This window comes from Arcticibacter tournemirensis (assembly GCF_006716645.1).
Taxonomy (GTDB): domain Bacteria; phylum Bacteroidota; class Bacteroidia; order Sphingobacteriales; family Sphingobacteriaceae; genus Arcticibacter; species Arcticibacter tournemirensis.
In genome coordinates, this window is sequence record NZ_VFPL01000001.1 from 1,571,608 (window position 1) to 1,590,267 (window position 18,660).

Genomic DNA, 18,660 nt, shown 5'->3' on the forward strand with positions numbered 1-18,660 from the left:
TGCTTGCAATTAGTCAGATCCGGTATTATAAAGTCAAGATAACCTGCTTTAGTATGGTTCTATATGGTCCCGGGATGAAGATGGTATCAAACTAGTCTGGTGCGTTTTGTATTTTTCCCAGGTTAGACGGGCAATTAAGTAAGTAACCGTCGATTCTGCACCCTGGTTCAGATTTACGCTAGATTCTTCCAGCCCGTCGTAACAACCTCCTGTACTGGGATTGTAAACAATACGATGAAGGTGATTTTGTCCCAAAAACCAATTAAAGGCAATTTTCATTTTTTGCAGAAAGAATATTTCTCCAAAAAATCGGAAAAATGTGTCGAGGGCAATTATCGTGTACGCTACGTCAATTGGTTGTTCTCCAAACAGAGCCGACTTTCCTCCCTTGCTTAACCAGCTTCTATTTGAAATTATTCTGATACCAGCCCTATCATAAGTTTTATCGAGAAGAAAATCGAATGTTTTCCTGGCAATGTCCTTATACGTAACGTTTCCCGTTGCCAGATGTGCGCATAACAGAGCTTCCGGCAAGACACTATTCCCATAAGTCAAATAATGTTCATACCATTCCCAATCCGGCGTCGCTTTCTTTCTGTACATAGTAACTAGTTTTTGAGAGAGGCTATTTATCAGGGTCACAAGCTGCATGGATTCCTGATAGACATTCCAATGATAGAGTCCCTTAACCATAAACGCAATAGCTCTCGGTGAATTGGTTTTAGTGAGCATCGGTAATGTCTTTAGGAGGATATTCTCAGCTTCGATAATCAAAACCTGAGGCAAAGACCGCCCTTCAGAAAGCAGATAGCCCAACGCCCAGATGGCCCTTCCGTTAGCATCCTCGAGATTTACCTGCTCATTTTGTGAGGAAAATTCTTTATTGATGTCTACATAATTAAAGAAGGCGCCATCTGTTTTTTGACAAAAACGTATAAAGTCGAGGTAAACCGAAATGAGAGGAATATCTTTTTTTTCTTTTGTCAATTTATAATGCATAATTAGAGCTATCATAGCCCTGGAATTATCGTCTAATGTGTATCCCGAGTCAGGATCCGGATTATTGATCTTACAGAACTGAATGATCCCAAAATCAGTAGTGAGGTTTTTTATATGATCCAGCTTTATATCTGGCGTCCGGTATAGTAAAGAAACATTATCATCGATTTTCTTAAACAAGTTACCGTAGGCTATTGCAACATTCTGCCATGCACTTGACTGAATCTTTTTCAGTGCGTTACTGCCTAACGTTGTTTTTAAATCTTCGTCATTAAGAATACGGATCACTGCTTCTGCAAGTTGTTCCGGATTTTGAAAATCAATGAGTATGCCTGTGCTGTCACTAAGCATTTCGCGTGCATGAGGAATTGGAGTTGAAACAATAGGACATCCGCATCCCATTGCATATGAGAATGTGCCGCTTACTGCCTGAAATGGATCTTTAGAAGTAAATAAATAAATATCAGTGAGTTGTAATAATTCCAACAGGTCGTTTAGCGGTAAATACATATCTATAAACTTTACATGTTGTAGAAGATTCAAAGCCTTTGCTTTCTTCTCAAGCATTTTCCGGTATTTTTCTCCTTCCTGCTTTATGATAGTTGGATGTGTTTTACCAATTACGAGAAATAAAACGTTATTATGTTCCTTGATTATAGCAGGCAGGGCTTCTAAAGAGGTTTCGATGCTTTTTCCTGAGTTTATCAATCCAAAAGTTGAAAGGATAGTACGTCCGCCGAGTCCATACTTTGTTTTTAGGGCTTCTTTGTTTTTATGAGGAACCAAATGAATTCCGTGCGGAATAATGGTGATTTTTTCAACAGGGATAGCGTAATCACTAGCCAAAACGTTGGCCGCGTTGCGTGTCATCACTATGATGGATGAACATAGAGACGCTATTCTTTTTACATTCAACTTATGCCCTTCTAATGGGTTTGGCAATACCGTATGGAAAGTCAGGATTTTGGGTTTATTGATGTCTTCAAGAAGACGGAGAAAGTCCGTTTCGTGATCTGTATTGAAAAAACCAAACTCATGTTGAATCATGACGATTTGAATATGAGGATCTTTATTGATTTGGCTCGAAATAGAAGAAAATGAGGCTGAATCTAAAGTATTCAGTCTCTTGCTTACTTCTGCTGAATAGACGTGATGCTCCTTGCCCGACTCTAGTGCACACACCGAAGTGTTAAAAGAGTTTTTGAACTTATTGTTAAGGGCGTTTATCAGATCCTGAGAGTAGGTAGCTATGCCACATTCTTTTGGAGGGAAGGAAGTGAGGAATATGATTCCCGGTAGGTTCTTTTGTTTTTTGTTGATCATAATTAATTTTTCTGGTAATATCTACAAGTGAGAATGTCCTGTCTTTAAAGCTGCCAGCAGCCAATGCTTCGGATGATGAGAATGTCGAAAAGCATAGCAAGCTTAATGCTTGATAAACTGACTTTATTTGTCAAATGGTAAAATTAAATTATTTTTGCATTTGTTTAAATAATAATTATGTTACTCCCTGTTCGAAGACTTACACTTAAAATTCTACCCGATCCCAAGCGCGTAATCGCCCGTTTTTTCTTTAATGGAGAAGAAAGAGCAACACGTCTGATTAAAGAGATTCTAAAACTAGAAAAACACGAGGTTTTTGATTTAATCTCCCCTTTACTGCAGGAGTTTTCTAAAAGGCATCGGAATATTACAAAAATCCTACTTCATCATTGTAAAAAGGTGAAAGGTTCTCTGGTAAGTGCCGGTATTGATTATAAGTCTCTGGACTATTATACGAAACTTCTTATCGGCTCGTATTTTACCAATGAATACTCTATTGAATCCGCTGCTTTTTTTAACCCTTCAATCGTTCCCGATCCGGATCAGAGTAATCTCGAACAAGGGCAGCTCCGTCTGATTTTGAGTTTCAGAGCGGTAGGAGAAGGTCATATATCATCCGTCGTATTCAGGCGGGCATTACTTGATAAAGATAATGCAATTTCCGTGATCCCCTCAGGAAGTTACGTAAGTGAAGCCGAAACTATCAGAAATGCTATTTACAACAAGAGATTGTTCTTAACGAAGGCATCGGAGGCCGGTATAAATGAAAATTTCCTGGAGAATGTTGAGCAACATTTGGGGAGTGAATTCGGATACGAGGAGTTGAAATCCATTATACTGGAAGCAAAAATGCAGGATGGTACTGATGACGAGCTAATTCAGCAGTATGACTTGATCCTGGCTTTATCCGACAGTTACCGCGAATTGAGCTTTTCCAGGGATACCGATATCAGCGACCGGGTTATTTTTCCTATTTCAGAGTTTGAACAAAAGGGGATAGAAGATGCACGGTTTGTACGATTTATCAATGACGATGGCGGAGTAGTCTATTATGCAACATATACAGCATATAGCGGAACTCAAATTATGCCCAAGCTCCTTGAAACGACAGATTTTTATGACTTTAAAGTTAGCCCTCTCAACGGTACCGGGGCGCTTAATAAAAACCTCGCCTTGTTTCCCCGGAAAATAAATGGAAAATATGCAATGCTTTCCCGAATAGACGGATGGAACAACTATCTGATGTACTCTAGTACTATAAATGAATGGAACGAACCTGTGAAAATTCAGGCTCCAAAATATCCCTGGGAACTCAATCAAATTGGAAACTGTGGCTCACCGATAGAGACACCAGAAGGCTGGCTTGTCATTACTCATGGTGTGGGTCCGATGAGACGATATTGTATAGGCGCATCTTTATTGGATCTGGATTCGCCGGAAGTGGAAATTGGACGATTAAAAGAGCCTCTGTTGATTCCTAATTCCGACGAGCGAGAAGGGTATGTGCCCAACGTCGTTTACTCTTGCGGGTCTGTAATAAACAACAACGAATTAATTATTCCGTATGGCTTGTCAGACTATGGCTCGTCATTTGCCGCTGTAAACCTTGCTGATCTTCTGTGCAGGCTTAAAAAGGGATAACCGTAGTGTTGGGGGAGGAGAGCTTACTTTGGTAGCAAAAAACTGCTGCTGAATAATATGCTATTGCATGATTTAATGTTTTTCACCACTATTGTACTATGATATAGTAATGTCTTGAAAAAGAAAGTAGCAGTTTTAAAGCATTCCATGTTCCAGAAAAATACATCTCCTGGAAATTTTGCTCTTGATTATTTCTCTGTATTCAAATTTCATCTGAGCGAAGAAAAAAAAACTCAGGCAGATTTTCCGACAGAAAGCTTCCGCTCTGATTTTTTTTCCATTATACATGTAACATCAGGAAATTTGAGCGTTAGAATAGACCTGAACGATTTTGATGTTGCGACCAATGGGTTGTTTGTTGTTGTACCTTACAGCATCAAGCATATTATAAATTTTAGCCATGACTGTGTTCTGGAAGGGGTAAGCTTTACAGCTGATGTTTTATCGCGGATGAAGCTAAAGGAAAATTTGCTTGAGCAAATCGAGTTCTTTTCATCCCGAGATTTTTTCCCCTGGGCTCTTAGCCGGAGAGAAAGTAGCTTATTTAGTCAGTTGGTAAAAAGGATCCGGAAACGATGCGAGCAGTTGAATAATCATTCTTTTGGACTAGAACTGCTTGCAAATAGTATCACAGACTTCATTTACGAAATGAGCGAAATTGGAAAGTCGCGAATCAGGGATGGCATGATGACTTACGGCCGCAAGGAACAGCTTGTGATGAATTTCACCAGGCTCGCAAAGCAACATCACCTGACTGCAAGGAATTTATCTTTTTATAGCGACAAGCTTTTTGTTTCTATAAAATATCTTTCTGAAACTTCAAAAGAAATTACGGGAAAAACAGCAAGCCAATTCATTGACGAACTGGATATTATCGAAGCAAAACGCTTACTGGAAGATACGCCATTAAACGTTTCTGAAATATCTAATCATCTTAACTTTAGTTCTCCTGCATTCTTTAGCAAATTCTTTAAGCGGCTCACCTCTAAATCTCCTAAAAGCTACAGAAAGGCTTTTGCAAATGGTACTTTCCAGTTTGACCGAAACAACTGATACGATCTCCCGAAATATCAAAAAACGTAAAACGGACAAATTAACCCGCGTTTTGAAGCTTTTTTCAAAGCTTAACAGGTGCATTTTTGTTTGTGGACAGAAAAGAAATAATATTGAGGTCGATTATGGGACAGGTGTGCTATTTTGGATATACCAAAACCACCATAAAAGGGATTGCACAAGCTGCCGGAATGTCTGTGGCTACCCTCTATTATTATTTCCCGGATAAAACAACCGCTCTGCTCATAGCTTTTAGAAAGGAGCATGTTGTATACTACAATGATCTATCGCGGTTGTTAAAGTTTGACCATATGTCGGTGGCGCTATTCAAAGAAATAGTCTCGGCAAGATTAAATTTCGTCATGAGCTGCTTTCGTTATGACTATATCTGTCACACCAAAATGACGAATGTTAATGTCTTGATTTCTCAATGGGTGAAGGCCGCAAAGTATAAAGAACAGGTTGTTTTTGGGGGGATTTTGTCTTCATTACTGGTTTCCGCCAAGACCGAGAGGTGTTTTTTCTTCCAGCAAGCAGGTCTCCTGATAAAAGGACTCGATGACGTCGCTGGATGCAGTCGGGAACGTGAAATTTCAGCCATACTGAGAAGACAGCATTCTTTTTTAGTTGAGTTTATAGAGCGAGCTGAGTACGGACATCAATAGAACAGGGATGTCGGGGTTTATAATAGCTGTAAACAATCTTAATAAAGCGTTATGAAAAATAAAATTAGGACCATATTAAGCGAGGTAAGCGGATTACCCGAATCGAATTTTGCAGATGAAGCAAGGGATTTCACAGCAGCAGAAATTGATTCTATGGAAATGATGGAAGTTATAGTGAAGATCGAGGATGTCTTCAATACAACTATCCCCGAAAGCGATATCAGAAAGCTTACTTCTATTCGCCGGATAGAAAAATATTTAAGAGATATAGGAATAAGCTCCTTTTGAGGTATGCCGCTTATTTTGTTTACGCAATGCAAGCTATTCCTTTGTCATTTGCAAAAGCTTCTCTTTTAATTTTTCGGTCTCCAGCCAGTGAAAGCCGTTGTCGACCACTATTCCTTTTTTATTGGCTATCGCGTAATGAGGTATGCCATTTATTGGGATCTTTTTGACCGCATATTACTTGTCCTCCGTCACCCTATGTTGTTTAGTGTGGTTAAAGGTAATGAAAACCTCTGGATCGGTGTGTCAACAATATCCTAATGTCCGACGGCGAACTCTGGACGGATTGCAGCTATTCATTATTGTGCCTCAATCTCAAAGAGTATTGAAAAAGGTTATCCGCGAAATTTATGCTCATCTTATGTTTTTCCTTTGTAAGGGTATCTTTGCTTCTGTTTGTCTTACTATATATAATAATTTACACGAGGCGTGTGCAAGTACCAATAACATCAGAAGAAGATATCGTAAAACTCTTTAATAAGGGCGACAGACAGGCATTTCAATATGTATATAGAAAATACTATAAGCTGATGTTCAGATATTCCTGTTCAATAGTAAATGAAGCGGAAGCGGCCGACGAGATCGTACAGAACGTGTTTTTGCGAATACTGGAAAAGAACGGAACAATAACGATCTCCCGAAATTCGCTTGCAGCCTATCTGTTACGTTCGGTTAGAAATCAGTCGATGAACTATATTAACAGGAGGAAATTCGAGAGAGAATATCTGGAACGCCGCAACGCCGGTGAAACGGTTGCAAGCATACTTCCATCGGGAAGACTAGAGGAGAAAGAGCTGGAGAGGGAATATATAGAGGCGCTTAATGAGCTTCCCGAGCAATGCAGGACTGTTTTTCAGCTGAGCAGATCGGAGGAATTGACATATAAGGAAATTGCCGGGAAGCTAAATATTTCAGTGAAGACTGTAGAAACTCAGATGGGGCGGGCACTCAGGAAGCTGAGGATCAAACTCGCTGAATTTCTGGTTTTAGTAATGATACTAATCTGGTTAATTGAATAATAATGAGCGTTGACTTAAGAAATATAGACGATGCCCTACTGGCAAAGTATTTTCAGGGGGAAACAGCACCGGAGGAAAACCGTATAATTGAATCCTGGAGGGGTGCCAGCGCTGCCAACGAGAAGTATTTTCAAAATCTTCTTCCCATATGGCAAATGAATCAGAGAATACTGAGAGTAGAAACTCCAGATATCGATGGGGCCTGGAAACGATTTGAAAAGCAGGCAGATGCAAAAGGCTTATTCGGGAATAAAAGATGGTGGACGAAAAGGAAAATAAGTTTCGCAGCCGCCGCAGCCATAGCTCTCGCTTTTGGCTGGTTCGTGTTGTACTCTTTTTATGCTGACCGGCCTATTACATTAGCGAGCGGAAATCAGGTTATGGCAGATACCTTATCAGATGGATCGGTCGTAACATTAAACAAAAATTCTGCGCTGATATTTGCCGATAACCGGCGTTTAAAACAAAGAGAAGTCACGATTACTAAGGGAGAAGGATTCTTCAATGTGAAGCACAATACCTCCCGTCCCTTTATCGTCAGATATCGCGGATGCAAAATAACTGTACTTGGCACATCCTTTAACGTTCGCACTCATGATAAAGAGATAGAAGTAATCGTAGAGTCAGGATTAGTCAGCATAAGCAGGGGCTTCACATCTATACTGCTAAGGCCTTCGGAGAAAGTTTTTTTTAACCTGGACAGCGGGAGGCTGAAAAGGTCGCCGAATTCTGATCATCTCTATGATTATTACTTTTCCAAAGAGATAAAAGCGGATAAAACACCGCTGTGGAAGGTGGTCAATGTGATCAATAAAAAGTACAATAGCAAAATTGTAATCGGTTCAAAACAACTTAAAGACCGCCAGCTTACAACGGTTTTCAAGGACCAGCCGCTTCAGCAAATACTTGACGTATTATCTAAAACCTATAACCTTAAAGTAACCAGAAAGAATGATAGCATTATTCTTGAATAGATTTATTGTAATTTCCTTTATCTCCGCTTTCTCTATCTCTGCAGCGGCCCAGGAACCGCTGGAAAGAGAAGTGACTATTCATGCAGACCGACAGCAACTCAAAGCAGTGCTTACATCGCTGGAGAAAAAGACGAATTGCACTTTTTCCTACGAGAGTACTCTTTTTAACCCGGATAGTATCGTTAGTGTTGAAGCAGATAAATTGAACCTGAAAGAAGTTCTTCGACTGCTTTTTAAGGAGAAATTCAGTCTTGAAGAGAATAATAATTATGTCGTGATCTATTGCCGGTTGCCGGGCCTTACTGTTTTGAATCCCGATATTACAGAGGAGCGGCAGTTTAGATCGTTTAGTGGCTTTGTAGTTGACGACCGCACAGGTGAGCGTATCATGAATGCAAGCGTCTATGAAAGGCGGCTATTGCAGTCGACTCTTACCGACAGACATGGTTACTTCAGGATTCGATTCAGATCAGGGAACGAGCATCTTATACAGCTTACTTTGGCCAAACTTAACTATCGTGATACAACGATTAATATGCTGTCAACCGTACCGGTTAGCACAAGGGCCGAAAGCGACAAGCGTCTTTACAGAGATGAGCAAAAGAATGTTGAGAAGACAGGGCTTGGGGGCTTTCTTATATCCTCCCGTCAAAGGATGCAAAGTCTTAATATTCGCAACTTCTTTGCTTTCAGTCCCTTTCAGGTATCCCTGGCGCCTGGCTTGAGTACTCATGGTCTCCTGAGCTCTCAAATTGTTAATAAGTTCTCGATGAATATAGCAGGAGGGTATACAGCAGGAGTGGATGGCTTTGAAATAGGGGGCTGTTTAATGTTAACAAGAGAGACTCCAGGTACCTTCAGCTTTCGGGGGTATTCAACCTTACAGGAGGAAGGATGACAGGGCTTCAGGCATCGGCCGTGCATAATATGGTACTTGATACAGCGAAGGGAGTGCAGGTAGCCGGATTCATCAATCATACCGAAGGGCCTGTAAGAGGCATTCAGGTAGCCGGACTCCATAACTATGCACGAAAGCTGCAGGGGATACAGATCGGTTTGGTGAATATGGCCGATACCTCCGAAGGAGCCAGTATCGGCTTAGTTAATATTGTCAGGAACGGTCACTACAGGATCTCCATTGCGGCAAATGATGCGATGAATACGAACTTCTCCCTCCAAACAGGAACTTCCAGATTCTACAGTGCGATAAAAGCTGGTCTAAACATAAACCCATCCGAAAAAATGTATGCCTTTGGACTTGGAATAGGGAGGGAGTTTTTTCCGTTACGGAAGCTCTCGCTGCTAACCGGGATTGACTATATGATCGCAAATGCTGATGGTAGTTGGGACGGCCGCTGGGTAAGGTTTGAAACGACTCTTAACCTGAAGCTTTTCAATAGGCTTGAAGTGTTTGCCGGGCCTGTATTTAATCATTTCAGGTATAGTGGATCTTACGCCGCAGGCGGGTATAAAAATATAGTTCACGCTCCTGTATATAAAGAGCCTGACGAGATTTATACAAGCCAGCCTCCTTTAATGAATTCACACCCTCAAAGGAACTGGATCGGCTGGCAGGGAGGAGTTGCCCTTCGCTCGTCATTTAAGGCGCCCGTCCATCCCGTATCATCACTAACTGATAGGAACACTAACTGGTCTTTAGAAGTAGGCATCAGTGGTGGTATAGCCTGGGATTATCCGTATGGGTTTGCTTCGGGAGCAGATGTTCGGCTGATTAGACACTTAGGGGGAAATATCGACGCAATCTTTACTGCAGGTGTTGTGAGGCTCGCAGTAGCTTCTGGTGATATTAGTTCCAGGATTGCCATTTCTACGCCAGGAAAGGTTTATTATATTTCTTTTATTGATCGAACTTTTTTAGGCGTGCCTGTAAAAGGTGGAGTAAGAGCTTTACTTGGAAGGTCTTTTTATGTGGCGGGTGAAGCGGGTATTGGATTTTGTAATAGCGACGGGATAGTTTTTGAAGATCCCGAAACGCCTGAGGAAATAAAACACAAAGTCAATACATGGGTTCCCGGCAATACTTCCTTCGTGTATTCACCGTCCTTGGGTTTTGCTTTTCGTAATGGTTTGGATCTTGCATTTAAGTTTGAAGACTTTGCAAAGTATCCCGTTACCAAGCAGTTTGCCGTCCGGCTTGCTTATAACCTTAAAATAAAGTAAATTTTTTTCTCTTGTAAGGGCAGGCGATGTCTCATTTGTTTCTATTGTGTGCTAACAAAAAAACGTGTCGTGTTCTATCTGGTTGATGGAGCCCGGCCAGACATTCTATCCGGTTTAGTCGCTGGCGGGCTATTACCTAACTTTGCGAGGATCGCTGAGGAAGGAACATACCGGACGGCTACCAGCTGTTTTCCCTCCACAACCGGGCCTGCTTACTTGCCATTCTTAACGGGGCATTTTCCGGGTACGATAGGTATTACCGGGATCCGTTGGTTCGACAAGACAGAATTTAAAAAGTCGAGGGTTAACAGATATGCCATGCGTTCCTACTGCGGTCCGGAAGCAGCATTGTTCAATACCGATATGCCTGACGATAAGCCTACGCTGTTTGAACTTATGGGCCGGGCTTACAATTTGTACAATATGATCACACGTAGTGTGCCGGATGAGTTTGACCTTGGGAAAAAGGGAAAAAAATTGTTGTATACCCGTGCACACTTCCTGAAAAGGCACCATCCTGTAGATTTGCAGGGGCACCAGAGAATGATGGATATGCTGCGCTCTGGCAATGACTTTGATTTTCTGTTTTCTGTTTTTCCAAGTGTCGACTGGGACTCTCACTATTATCATTACCGCGATAATCGCACGGTTGAAGCTTATAAAATTGCCGATCAAAGCCTGGGCGAGGTAAGGGAATTTCTTGAAAAGAAGGGATGGTGGAAGGATACGCTTTTTGTTCTCACATCTGATCATGGGCTGACCCCAACACACAGTCACCTCGATCTGGGTGACTGGATGACGGCGCACGATCTTAAATCAGTCTATTATCCTGTGATATGGAAGAGGGCACCTAAATCTGCCGTTATGATCTCCGGCAACTCGTTCGGGAGTATTCATCTTCTTAACCATCAAGGTGCACATGTTCTGAGGGAACAAGAGCTAAAGCAGTGTTTTGGGGATGAACGGATGAAGGCTTTGCTCGGGGAAGATGCGGTCAACTTTATCGCTTACCGCGGCGAGGAGGAAAATTCCTTTTATGTCGAAAACGACAACGGCCGAGCCTGTATCAGGAAAAGTAAGGCAGCCTATTCCTATCATGCGGATAGCGGAGATCCTTTCAGCCTTGGCAATGATCTGATAACCAAGACTCATCGTGAAGCGCTCGAATCTACCTTCGACTCTCCTTATCCGGATGCCCTTGTGCAAATCGCTCAGCTTTTTCAAAGCCGTCGGGCTGGCGATGTGGTAGTTGGCGCGAAGCGTGGTTTTGATCTTCGCGATTTCTGGGAATACCCCGAACATCGGGGTTCGCACGGCTCCCTCGACAAGGATCATATGCTGGTGCCCTTGTTGTACAATCAGCGTGGCTGGGCTTCTCACCCTGCGCGCACTGCCGATATTTTTAATACCATCCTAAAATGGTCAGGCAGAAAAGTGATAAGTGGCGAAGGTGAATCATTGTTCTAATTTTAAATACCGTATGGAAAACGACCAGGAAAAGGATATAAAACAAGTATTTCAAAGGAAGCTGATTATTAAAGGATGCCTATGGTTGACCCTGCTGACGACCGCCTCTATCGCTGCTGTGTTCTTTTACAATAATACAGGCAGCATGTTGAACGCAATAAAACACATCAAACCTAAATTTATCCTTACCTGTATATGTATGGTTTTTGTCGACCTGATGCTTGGAAGCTGGCGGAATCATATTTTTGTCAGAAAACTATACCCCCGGTTGTCGCACTGGGTGAGTTTCAGGGCAAATGTGGCGAACATGTTTATGGGGGCAATTACTCCTTTTCACAGTGGTGCAGGGCCAGCTCAACTTTATGTATATAACCGTTATGGCGTAAAGGTGCTCGATGGTTTTATCATAAGCCTGATCAATATGGGCGCTACATTGCTTTTCATGCCTGTCGCCGGCTTTATTGCAATTCTCATCATGAACGACCAATTGGAAACTGGATTGGTACCTGCTCTGCTAAAGTATGGATTTACAGTGTTCTTCATTTTCTTGTTGACATTCGTACTCGCCTTCTTAAAACCAGTATGGGTAGGAAGAGGCATTCAATTGATGGCTTTCACACTGGGAAAGGTTTTTGTGAAGAAGAACGAGGCGCTGAATAGTTGGGCTGACAAATCTTTTGCGAATATCGCTAAGTACCAGGCAATATGCAGCAAGCTCCTCAATGACCATCCTTTTCTTTTTCCGATGAGCCTCATTATCACCGGAGCTTTGTATTTTAATAAGTATTGCATGCAGTATATTATTCTTCTTGGCCTGGGTATTCATACTTCTTTTGCACAAGTTGTGGCAGTTCAGATCCTGATTCAGTTTATGATCTATTTTGCCCCGAGTCCCGGTGGAAGCGGCTTTGCCGAAGCCAGTATCGCTATCCTTTTTTCAAGCATCGTGCCAGCCGACGTTATTTCAGTTTTTACGCTTTTGCAAAGATCTTTTCTGCTATTCTTTCCCGCCCTGGTCGGAGCATATGTAGTACTGTCACTTTTAAAAAAGCAGACTTTTAACGATCAATAGGCTACCCCGACATTCTGGGATAGCCTATTCTAATTCAAGAGGAAGTTTTTTCCATGTTCATCAGCTGGCACTTATCCAACAAAGAACTGCTCTTATTCTATTACTCCATCCCGTCATTTCGTTATTAGTATCTCAACGTTGAAAAAAAAGCACTAAACCAGGTTCTGATTTATCGCCTGAAGTTGCAGCCATCAAGCCTATCTCATCAATCAATGCACCGGAAATGATCACCTTATCTTCTTTAATTATGATCCTCTGTGTTACATCAATTGCTTTGTCCCCGGCTAAATCCTGAGCAAATATTCGTTTGAAGCCCGCCGAAGTTTTTAGCTCTAAAGTTAGCTCGTTAAAATGACCGAACACACCCAGTGGTTTATTCAGACTGTCTACCTTTAACAAAACGTTTGCCCGTGGGGTAATGTATTCCCTTTTTATTGTCCTGCCAATCGCTGCAACTGCTATGGCGCCATTGGGATATTTAGACGCGAGTATGTATGGTTGTAGAGTGTCGCCATCCTTCAACGTAATAACGGGTTTCTCAAGTCCGCGGGTAATTACCGCAGGTGCCGACATGGAATTGACATCGCCGGCTTTACGATCCATCCATGTTTCGTTTTTTTCCATCACCCAGTAGTCATGCAATTGCATCGTGTCGATATAAACCTCGTTCCTGTTTATTTCAAATGGCTCAGCTATCCGATGCCATCTCACCGCTCTAACCACTTCGTCACGCCTGTTTTTAAGATCACGTCCACTGGGTGGAAAAACCATATCCTGCACTCCGTTGGGAAGCTTGCCGCTAAATTCGTGTCTCATAACACCGATTGCACAGCCTGTTCCTGCTGCTATGTACGGCTCGTCCTCACAGTTGATAATACTTGTGGCTTTTCCTGGTGGCAGATGTGATAGTGCACTACCGATGCGTGCGATCGTATGAGGCACTGCGATAATATTTTCTACATCATAGGTTCGGTATAATTCGGCTTTGCCAAGAACTGAGGGGATAAGTGCATGTTCTATTTTTAGCTGCGGGGCAATTTGTTTTCCAAGGTCAGTTAGAAACCCACGCCATTCAGGGCTTCTGTCTTTTTCGCCCCAGTCAACTTTCCAGTATCCTACACCGGCTGTATCCATCCATTGAAGACGCTCCGTCCAGTACCCAACGCTATCTCCGGTTTTGTATTTTGGCGCTTCCTGTGCACATACCCATAGACCTAATCCTTTCCAGCCAGCTTTTTTGGCCTTATCTGATAAGATCTTTAAGCGCTGTGCCGGCTTTTTTCCGGCAACAGAGGGAAACCTGGTCGAGTCAACGATCAGGCTTCCGAAGTAACTTTTGTCATTGTTAAGCGGTGCATCCCATGAATCATCCAGGAGAAAATAAAGATCACGATTAACTTTCTTGAACATCCCGGCCCAGTGCTCATACGGACCCATGCCAAAAATATTCTTTTCATTCATTGCATTTCTCTGCGCTTCTGTCGACGAGAAACTGGTAACATACCCCTGTAAGTTCCAGGTACAGAAGTAATCCGGCGCTTGCGACGGCTTTTCGGGTATCAGAGATGTGATCTTTTTAGATGAACTACATCCAAATAAAAAAAAGGAGCAGGCTATCGCGGTGTAAATTATCTTGTTCATAAAGAATCGTTTATTAAGTTCCTCATAAGCCTTTTGGCTAAAGAAGAAATGACCGGACCATTTGCTAAATGTTATATCCGGTCATTTATTTAACGTTGTGTAACGGCCATATCTAAGTGTGAGCCTTCTTTTGAAAACCAGGGGCTCTTACTCCAAACTGGCAGCCCAGCCGCCATTTCGTACCATGGTAATCGTCATCTTATCTCCGGATTTAACTTCTTTTGTCTTCTTGCGGTAGTCCATTGCCTGGCGCCCCGCATTTATACCATCCTCAAAATAAGTCATGGTATAGGTCTTGCCTTTGGGTAAAAAGTCAAAGTTCAGTTCAACTTCACGGGTATCCTCTTTGCCGTTTACCATCCCGCCGATGAACCACTTTTGGTCTTTGCGTTTGGCAACTACGGCTATCTGCCCGGCATCGGCAATAAGCGCCTTCGTCTCATCCCATGTAGTAGGTACGCTGGCGATAAATTCGGTACAGTCGGCATTGCGATAGTATAAAGTAGGATTGTCGCATAGCATGGATAAACCGCTCTCAAAAACCACATACATGGCCAACTGGTTCACACGTGTGCCGATAGCGGCAGCATTAGGGCGATCGGCGCGGTAAACGTTGGGTTGCATGTTGATCATGGCACCCGGCGTGAAGTCCATTGGGCCAACAGCATTGCGCATAAAAGGCAGATAAGTGCTGTTATCCGGCGAGCAGCCCCCCATATTTTCCAGACCGCGTACACCTTCGTACGTTAGCAGGTTTGGATATTTATATTCCAGTCCCGACGGTTTGAAGGCGCCATGGAAATCAACAAATATTTCATTCTTTGCGGCCTCCTTCACTACATTTTCATAGTATTTCACCATCCATTGGTCACTGCGATCCATGAAGTCTATCTTTACACCTTTAATGCCCCACTCGTGGAAGGTTTTGAACACGTCCATATTATTGTGAACGGTCAGCCAGGTAAGCCATAGAATAATCCCAACTTTTTTTTCTTTACCATAACGAATCAGTTCTTTAAGGTCGACTTTCGGATTAGGGGTGTAGGGATCAGTGGTGCTTTTTGCCCAGCCCTCGTCCATTACGATGTACTTAACGCCATATTTCGAGGCGAAGTCGATATAATACTTATAAGTATCGAGGTTATAACCCGATACAAAATTCACATCCGGACCGTAAGGCGTTGCATCGTTCCACCACTCCCAGCTGGCCTGGCCGGGTTTTATCCAGCCAGGGTTACTTATGACACTTTTGGGTGCCAGTTTAAGGGTCATGGTGTTCTCCAGTATCTGCTTATCATCGCTGGTGATCAAAAAATAGCGCCATGGAAAACTCCGGGTACCATTGGTTTTGGCGATGTAGTCAGCCGTTTTAACGATCTTCTGACTACGATCGCCATCCGGACCGAACTCCAGGGGTGCCTTGGGGAAAGTCCCGGTGGCGCCATTCTCACCCGTTCCTTTCAGGAAAAGACCGGGATAGTCTGACAGGTCAGATTCGCTGATCAGTATCTTGTGTTTATTTTTCGTGTCGATCAATACAGGCAATGTTGACATCTTTTCTTCCGGTTTCCAGCTCATTGACGAGATATGCGTATACGGTTCTTCGGAGGATGTCTTAAAATCGCCGGTCTGCTGCAGGTTTAATACGTAGTCCTCCGGAAAACCAATACTAAAATCCTCCGTCAATACTTCAATATCACCTTTTTTGGAGGTGATAAAGCGGTAAGCAATGCCCTCATCATAAGCACGGAACTCCACCGAGAAATTGCCCTTAAAGTTCAGCAACAATGAATTGAAAACGCTTTTTACCGTTGAGAATTTCACAGGAACATACGGTTTGATCACTTCTTCGCCTTTTGTCTTTTTAGATGACGCCAGTTTAGGGTTAATGCCAAGCTTCCCGTCAGCAAGGCTTAGACCCAGGTGGTTTTTTATAAGCAGCTCTTTCCCATTGGCCGCCATGGAGTAATATATCTTATCACCGAGTGTGACCGACACCTTCAATTGCCCGTTTGGCGACGTAAGGTCGATTGGCTTTTGCGCTGCAAGGCGCCCGGATGCTGCTAAAAGCAGGAGACAGAAAGCAAATTTGTTGATGAACTTCATGTATTGATCTTAGTTGTGTGTATAGCTTTAAATTAATCTGTTCTAGTAAGCGCCAATTTCAGCCATATTTGAGAATTGTTCGCTATGCGTTGTAACGATGGTAAATTTGAGATAACGTGCCTCGATAAAATCCGGCAGCCATATTTTTTGTTGTGATTGTACCGCCTGCAGATGAATACCCGCAGCTTCTTTCCATTCATTATTATCCAAACTATAGCTGATCAGAACTGAATCTGCCTTACCAGCAACGCCACTTGCCTGCCTTTGGATAAAATTACATCCGTGAACAGTTGTTGTCATGCCCATATCAACAGTTAAATAGTGAGGTAGCCGGCTGCCGCTGCCTGTCCACTGTGAATGCCAGAACGAATTGATGTTATTATCAAACGCAAATATAGCCCGTCCGTTATTTGGCCCCTCGCCGCTGGATTCCTGTGTTGAAAAATCTATGACCGTCCAACCAGAGCGGTCATAATCCGGATAATTTGCAATATCCGGCTCGCACCTTACTAAGAAAAAGGTTGTTTTAAGATTCGCATTTGTCATATGGTCAGAGGTAATCGTGATCGGTATCAAATAGGTCTTAAAAAGTTTCAATCCTGCGCCCGTGGTTTTTATAGACAACTTCAGCGGCTCGGTCGCGAACGTGCCTTTCTTTATTACCGCCTCAGTACTACTTAACTGAAAAGATTCTGCCGGTGGTATTTCATAAGAAGTATGATTCGTTGAGTTATAGGCAGCGGCCATATCCTGGTCTACATGGAAAGAAACCTTGATATCGCTCTCCGGAGACCTCATTCCACCAATATTCGCTCCGTAAATCAGCGTCTGGTCTTCCGGTTTTTCTATTAGCGTCTTCACAACGGCGCTTTTTACCGCCTGGGGCATGTATAGCTGGTTATATAGTGATTCATCCTGATCGGGCAGGATAGTATCCTCTTTGCAACCCTGAAGGAAATAGCACATGGCTAGGAGTATAACTACTTTACTGTATGTTTTTTTCATGATTAATAGTTTTTGGTTATTTAGTTTATTGATTATTGGTCTGTCATCTGTCAAGCCTTCAATGGAAGTCATTGCGCTATCAGATTCTTGTTAAAAACTTATTCGCCTATAGGCTTAGGAATGTCCACGTTAGTGCCGATGGCGCTGCCAAAGTTTGGCGAGCCGTCGGTATTCCAGGTAAGTTTCTGCATTCGGCTTGTCCGTGCACCATTTGGCTGATTAGGCACACTTCGCGCATGATAGATAAACCAGTTTTCGGTTTGTATTACGCCCTTATCATCTGTCTTGCTGCTGGTAAAAAAACCGTTATGTCCCGGGCCATAAACAGCGGCATTGTCGTTTCGTACGAAAACCTGTTTTTTGTTGATCCAATCTGCCGCAATCAGAGGATTGCCGCCCGTTTTTAGTTGAATTTGAGCAAGGCAGTAGTTATCGCTGGTATAGCGGCTGGCGGAGAAAATAACAAACATGGGACTATTTGCATCCCGTTGTAAAGCTATAGGGCCTTCATTTACTCCGATGCCCATAGAGCTGGGCTCGTATTTTTCCCATACGTTCGTTGGCGATGATATCGGTACCCTTGGCCCGCTAAGCGTCCACGGATTCGACATTGGCGCTATATAGATAAGTTGCTTAAACCTCTCCGAAACGCTTTCCCATCCAGACCATATCAGGTAGTTTTTGTCGCCAATGGTAAGTATCGAGCCGTCTACAGCCCATTGATCATTGGTTGCATCAAATATCTTGCCCTTAAATGTCCATGTTCCCTGTGTCGGGTCGGCGTTTCCATTTTCGAGCACAAACATGCGGTTGCTATTATCAACACCACTTTGGGAGGCGGCGAAATAGATGTACCACTTTCCGGCAAGAAAATGAAGTTCAGGCGCCCAGATATCAGCAGAGTATTCGGTATTTTGCGCTGGTGTCCATACCACCTTATTTGCTGCAGTCGCAAGCTGTGACATCGCACGCGTTTTTGCAATGGCTATATCACCGCCCCGTGTAGACAAGAAATAATAGTAGCCGTCTTTTTGCGCTACAAATGGGTCCGCGCCATCTATTAAAGGGTTTTTGAAAGATTTCGCCTGTTGTACGGGTGGATCAACCTTATTAATGGTATCGTCTGTATTATTCTTTTTACACGACGGAGTAAACAGCGCGATCGAAGCAACTGATAATATTAGTAATATTCTTTTCATATAAATTGCAAAATACATATGCGTCTCATT

15 protein-coding genes are annotated in these 18,660 nt (G+C 42.8%); 10 read left to right on the plus strand and 5 right to left on the minus strand.

Annotated elements, in window-relative coordinates; translation table 11 throughout:
* Positions 1-48: 48 nt before the first annotated feature.
* Positions 49-2,322, minus strand: a complete 2,274-nt coding sequence (locus BDE36_RS06820; protein ID WP_141814263.1) for a glycosyltransferase — start codon at positions 2,320-2,322, stop codon at positions 49-51.
* Between the two features lie 177 nt (positions 2,323-2,499).
* Between BDE36_RS06820 and BDE36_RS06825 the strand changes: the two genes are divergently transcribed.
* From BDE36_RS06825 to BDE36_RS06870, 10 genes are all read left to right on the plus strand, one after another.
* Complete coding sequence (locus tag BDE36_RS06825) at positions 2,500-3,963, plus strand: glycoside hydrolase family 130 protein (protein ID WP_141814264.1); 1,464 nt, start codon at positions 2,500-2,502, stop codon at positions 3,961-3,963.
* 147 nt (positions 3,964-4,110) lie between these two features.
* Positions 4,111-5,016, plus strand: a complete 906-nt coding sequence (locus BDE36_RS06830; protein WP_141814265.1) for an AraC family transcriptional regulator — start codon at positions 4,111-4,113, stop codon at positions 5,014-5,016.
* A 125-nt stretch (positions 5,017-5,141) separates the two neighbouring features.
* Complete coding sequence (locus BDE36_RS06835) at positions 5,142-5,681, plus strand: TetR/AcrR family transcriptional regulator (RefSeq protein WP_141814266.1); 540 nt, start codon at positions 5,142-5,144, stop codon at positions 5,679-5,681.
* A gap of 51 nt (positions 5,682-5,732) precedes the next feature.
* Positions 5,733-5,969 carry an acyl carrier protein gene (locus BDE36_RS06840; RefSeq protein WP_141814267.1) on the plus strand — a complete coding sequence of 79 codons (237 nt, stop codon included), beginning with the start codon at positions 5,733-5,735 and terminating at the stop codon, positions 5,967-5,969.
* A gap of 428 nt (positions 5,970-6,397) precedes the next feature.
* Complete coding sequence (locus tag BDE36_RS06845) at positions 6,398-6,985, plus strand: RNA polymerase sigma factor (RefSeq protein ID WP_161987568.1); 588 nt, start codon at positions 6,398-6,400, stop codon at positions 6,983-6,985.
* Positions 6,986-6,987: 2 nt separating this feature from the next.
* Entirely contained in the window at positions 6,988-7,959 is a 972-nt protein-coding gene (locus BDE36_RS06850) for a FecR family protein (RefSeq protein WP_141814269.1), read from the plus strand.
* Positions 7,937-8,857 (plus strand): hypothetical protein, encoded by a 921-nt coding sequence (locus tag BDE36_RS06855; RefSeq protein ID WP_141814270.1) that lies wholly within the window; start codon positions 7,937-7,939, stop codon positions 8,855-8,857. The genes BDE36_RS06850 and BDE36_RS06855 overlap by 23 nt, the downstream gene beginning before the upstream one ends.
* A complete protein-coding gene (locus BDE36_RS06860) occupies positions 8,854-10,140 on the plus strand; it encodes a hypothetical protein (protein ID WP_141814271.1) in 1,287 nt (428 codons plus the stop codon). The genes BDE36_RS06855 and BDE36_RS06860 overlap by 4 nt, the downstream gene beginning before the upstream one ends.
* A 48-nt stretch (positions 10,141-10,188) precedes the next feature.
* Positions 10,189-11,607 (plus strand): alkaline phosphatase family protein, encoded by a 1,419-nt coding sequence (locus BDE36_RS06865; RefSeq protein WP_161987569.1) that lies wholly within the window; start codon positions 10,189-10,191, stop codon positions 11,605-11,607.
* A 13-nt stretch (positions 11,608-11,620) separates the two neighbouring features.
* Positions 11,621-12,679: a lysylphosphatidylglycerol synthase transmembrane domain-containing protein gene (locus BDE36_RS06870; protein WP_141814273.1), complete on the plus strand. Its 1,059-nt coding sequence runs from the start codon at positions 11,621-11,623 to the stop codon at positions 12,677-12,679.
* Between the two features lie 132 nt (positions 12,680-12,811).
* On the opposite strand, the gene BDE36_RS06875 is transcribed toward BDE36_RS06870, so the two are convergent.
* The 4 genes from BDE36_RS06875 to BDE36_RS06890 form a co-directional block, all read right to left on the minus strand.
* Positions 12,812-14,320, minus strand: a complete 1,509-nt coding sequence (locus tag BDE36_RS06875) for an alpha-amylase family protein (RefSeq protein WP_141814274.1) — start codon at positions 14,318-14,320, stop codon at positions 12,812-12,814.
* A gap of 147 nt (positions 14,321-14,467) precedes the next feature.
* The gene (locus BDE36_RS06880) at positions 14,468-16,426 is read right to left on the minus strand and encodes a glycoside hydrolase family 97 protein (RefSeq protein WP_141814275.1); all 1,959 of its coding nucleotides are present in this window, start codon (positions 16,424-16,426) and stop codon (positions 14,468-14,470) included.
* A gap of 42 nt (positions 16,427-16,468) precedes the next feature.
* Positions 16,469-17,431 carry a BT_3987 domain-containing protein gene (locus tag BDE36_RS06885; protein ID WP_161987570.1) on the minus strand — a complete coding sequence of 321 codons (963 nt, stop codon included), beginning with the start codon at positions 17,429-17,431 and terminating at the stop codon, positions 16,469-16,471.
* Positions 17,432-17,529: 98 nt separating this feature from the next.
* Entirely contained in the window at positions 17,530-18,630 is a 1,101-nt protein-coding gene (locus tag BDE36_RS06890; RefSeq protein ID WP_161987571.1) for a glycoside hydrolase family 43 protein, read from the minus strand.
* Positions 18,631-18,660: the final 30 nt, after the last annotated feature.

Coding starts and splice junctions, on each gene's coding strand:
- BDE36_RS06820 (WP_141814263.1), bottom strand. CDS start 2,322: ATGATCAACAAAAAACAAAAGAACCTACCGGGAATCATATTCCTCACT.
- BDE36_RS06875 (WP_141814274.1), bottom strand. CDS start 14,320: ATGAACAAGATAATTTACACCGCGATAGCCTGCTCCTTTTTTTTATTT.
- BDE36_RS06860 (WP_141814271.1), top strand. CDS start 8,854: ATGACAGGGCTTCAGGCATCGGCCGTGCATAATATGGTACTTGATACA.
- BDE36_RS06835 (WP_141814266.1), top strand. CDS start 5,142: ATGGGACAGGTGTGCTATTTTGGATATACCAAAACCACCATAAAAGGG.
- BDE36_RS06840 (WP_141814267.1), top strand. CDS start 5,733: ATGAAAAATAAAATTAGGACCATATTAAGCGAGGTAAGCGGATTACCC.
- BDE36_RS06850 (WP_141814269.1), top strand. CDS start 6,988: ATGAGCGTTGACTTAAGAAATATAGACGATGCCCTACTGGCAAAGTAT.
- BDE36_RS06885 (WP_161987570.1), bottom strand. CDS start 17,431: ATGAAAAAAACATACAGTAAAGTAGTTATACTCCTAGCCATGTGCTAT.
- BDE36_RS06870 (WP_141814273.1), top strand. CDS start 11,621: ATGGAAAACGACCAGGAAAAGGATATAAAACAAGTATTTCAAAGGAAG.
- BDE36_RS06825 (WP_141814264.1), top strand. CDS start 2,500: ATGTTACTCCCTGTTCGAAGACTTACACTTAAAATTCTACCCGATCCC.
- BDE36_RS06830 (WP_141814265.1), top strand. CDS start 4,111: ATGTTCCAGAAAAATACATCTCCTGGAAATTTTGCTCTTGATTATTTC.
- BDE36_RS06880 (WP_141814275.1), bottom strand. CDS start 16,426: ATGAAGTTCATCAACAAATTTGCTTTCTGTCTCCTGCTTTTAGCAGCA.
- BDE36_RS06855 (WP_141814270.1), top strand. CDS start 7,937: ATGATAGCATTATTCTTGAATAGATTTATTGTAATTTCCTTTATCTCC.
- BDE36_RS06890 (WP_161987571.1), bottom strand. CDS start 18,630: ATGAAAAGAATATTACTAATATTATCAGTTGCTTCGATCGCGCTGTTT.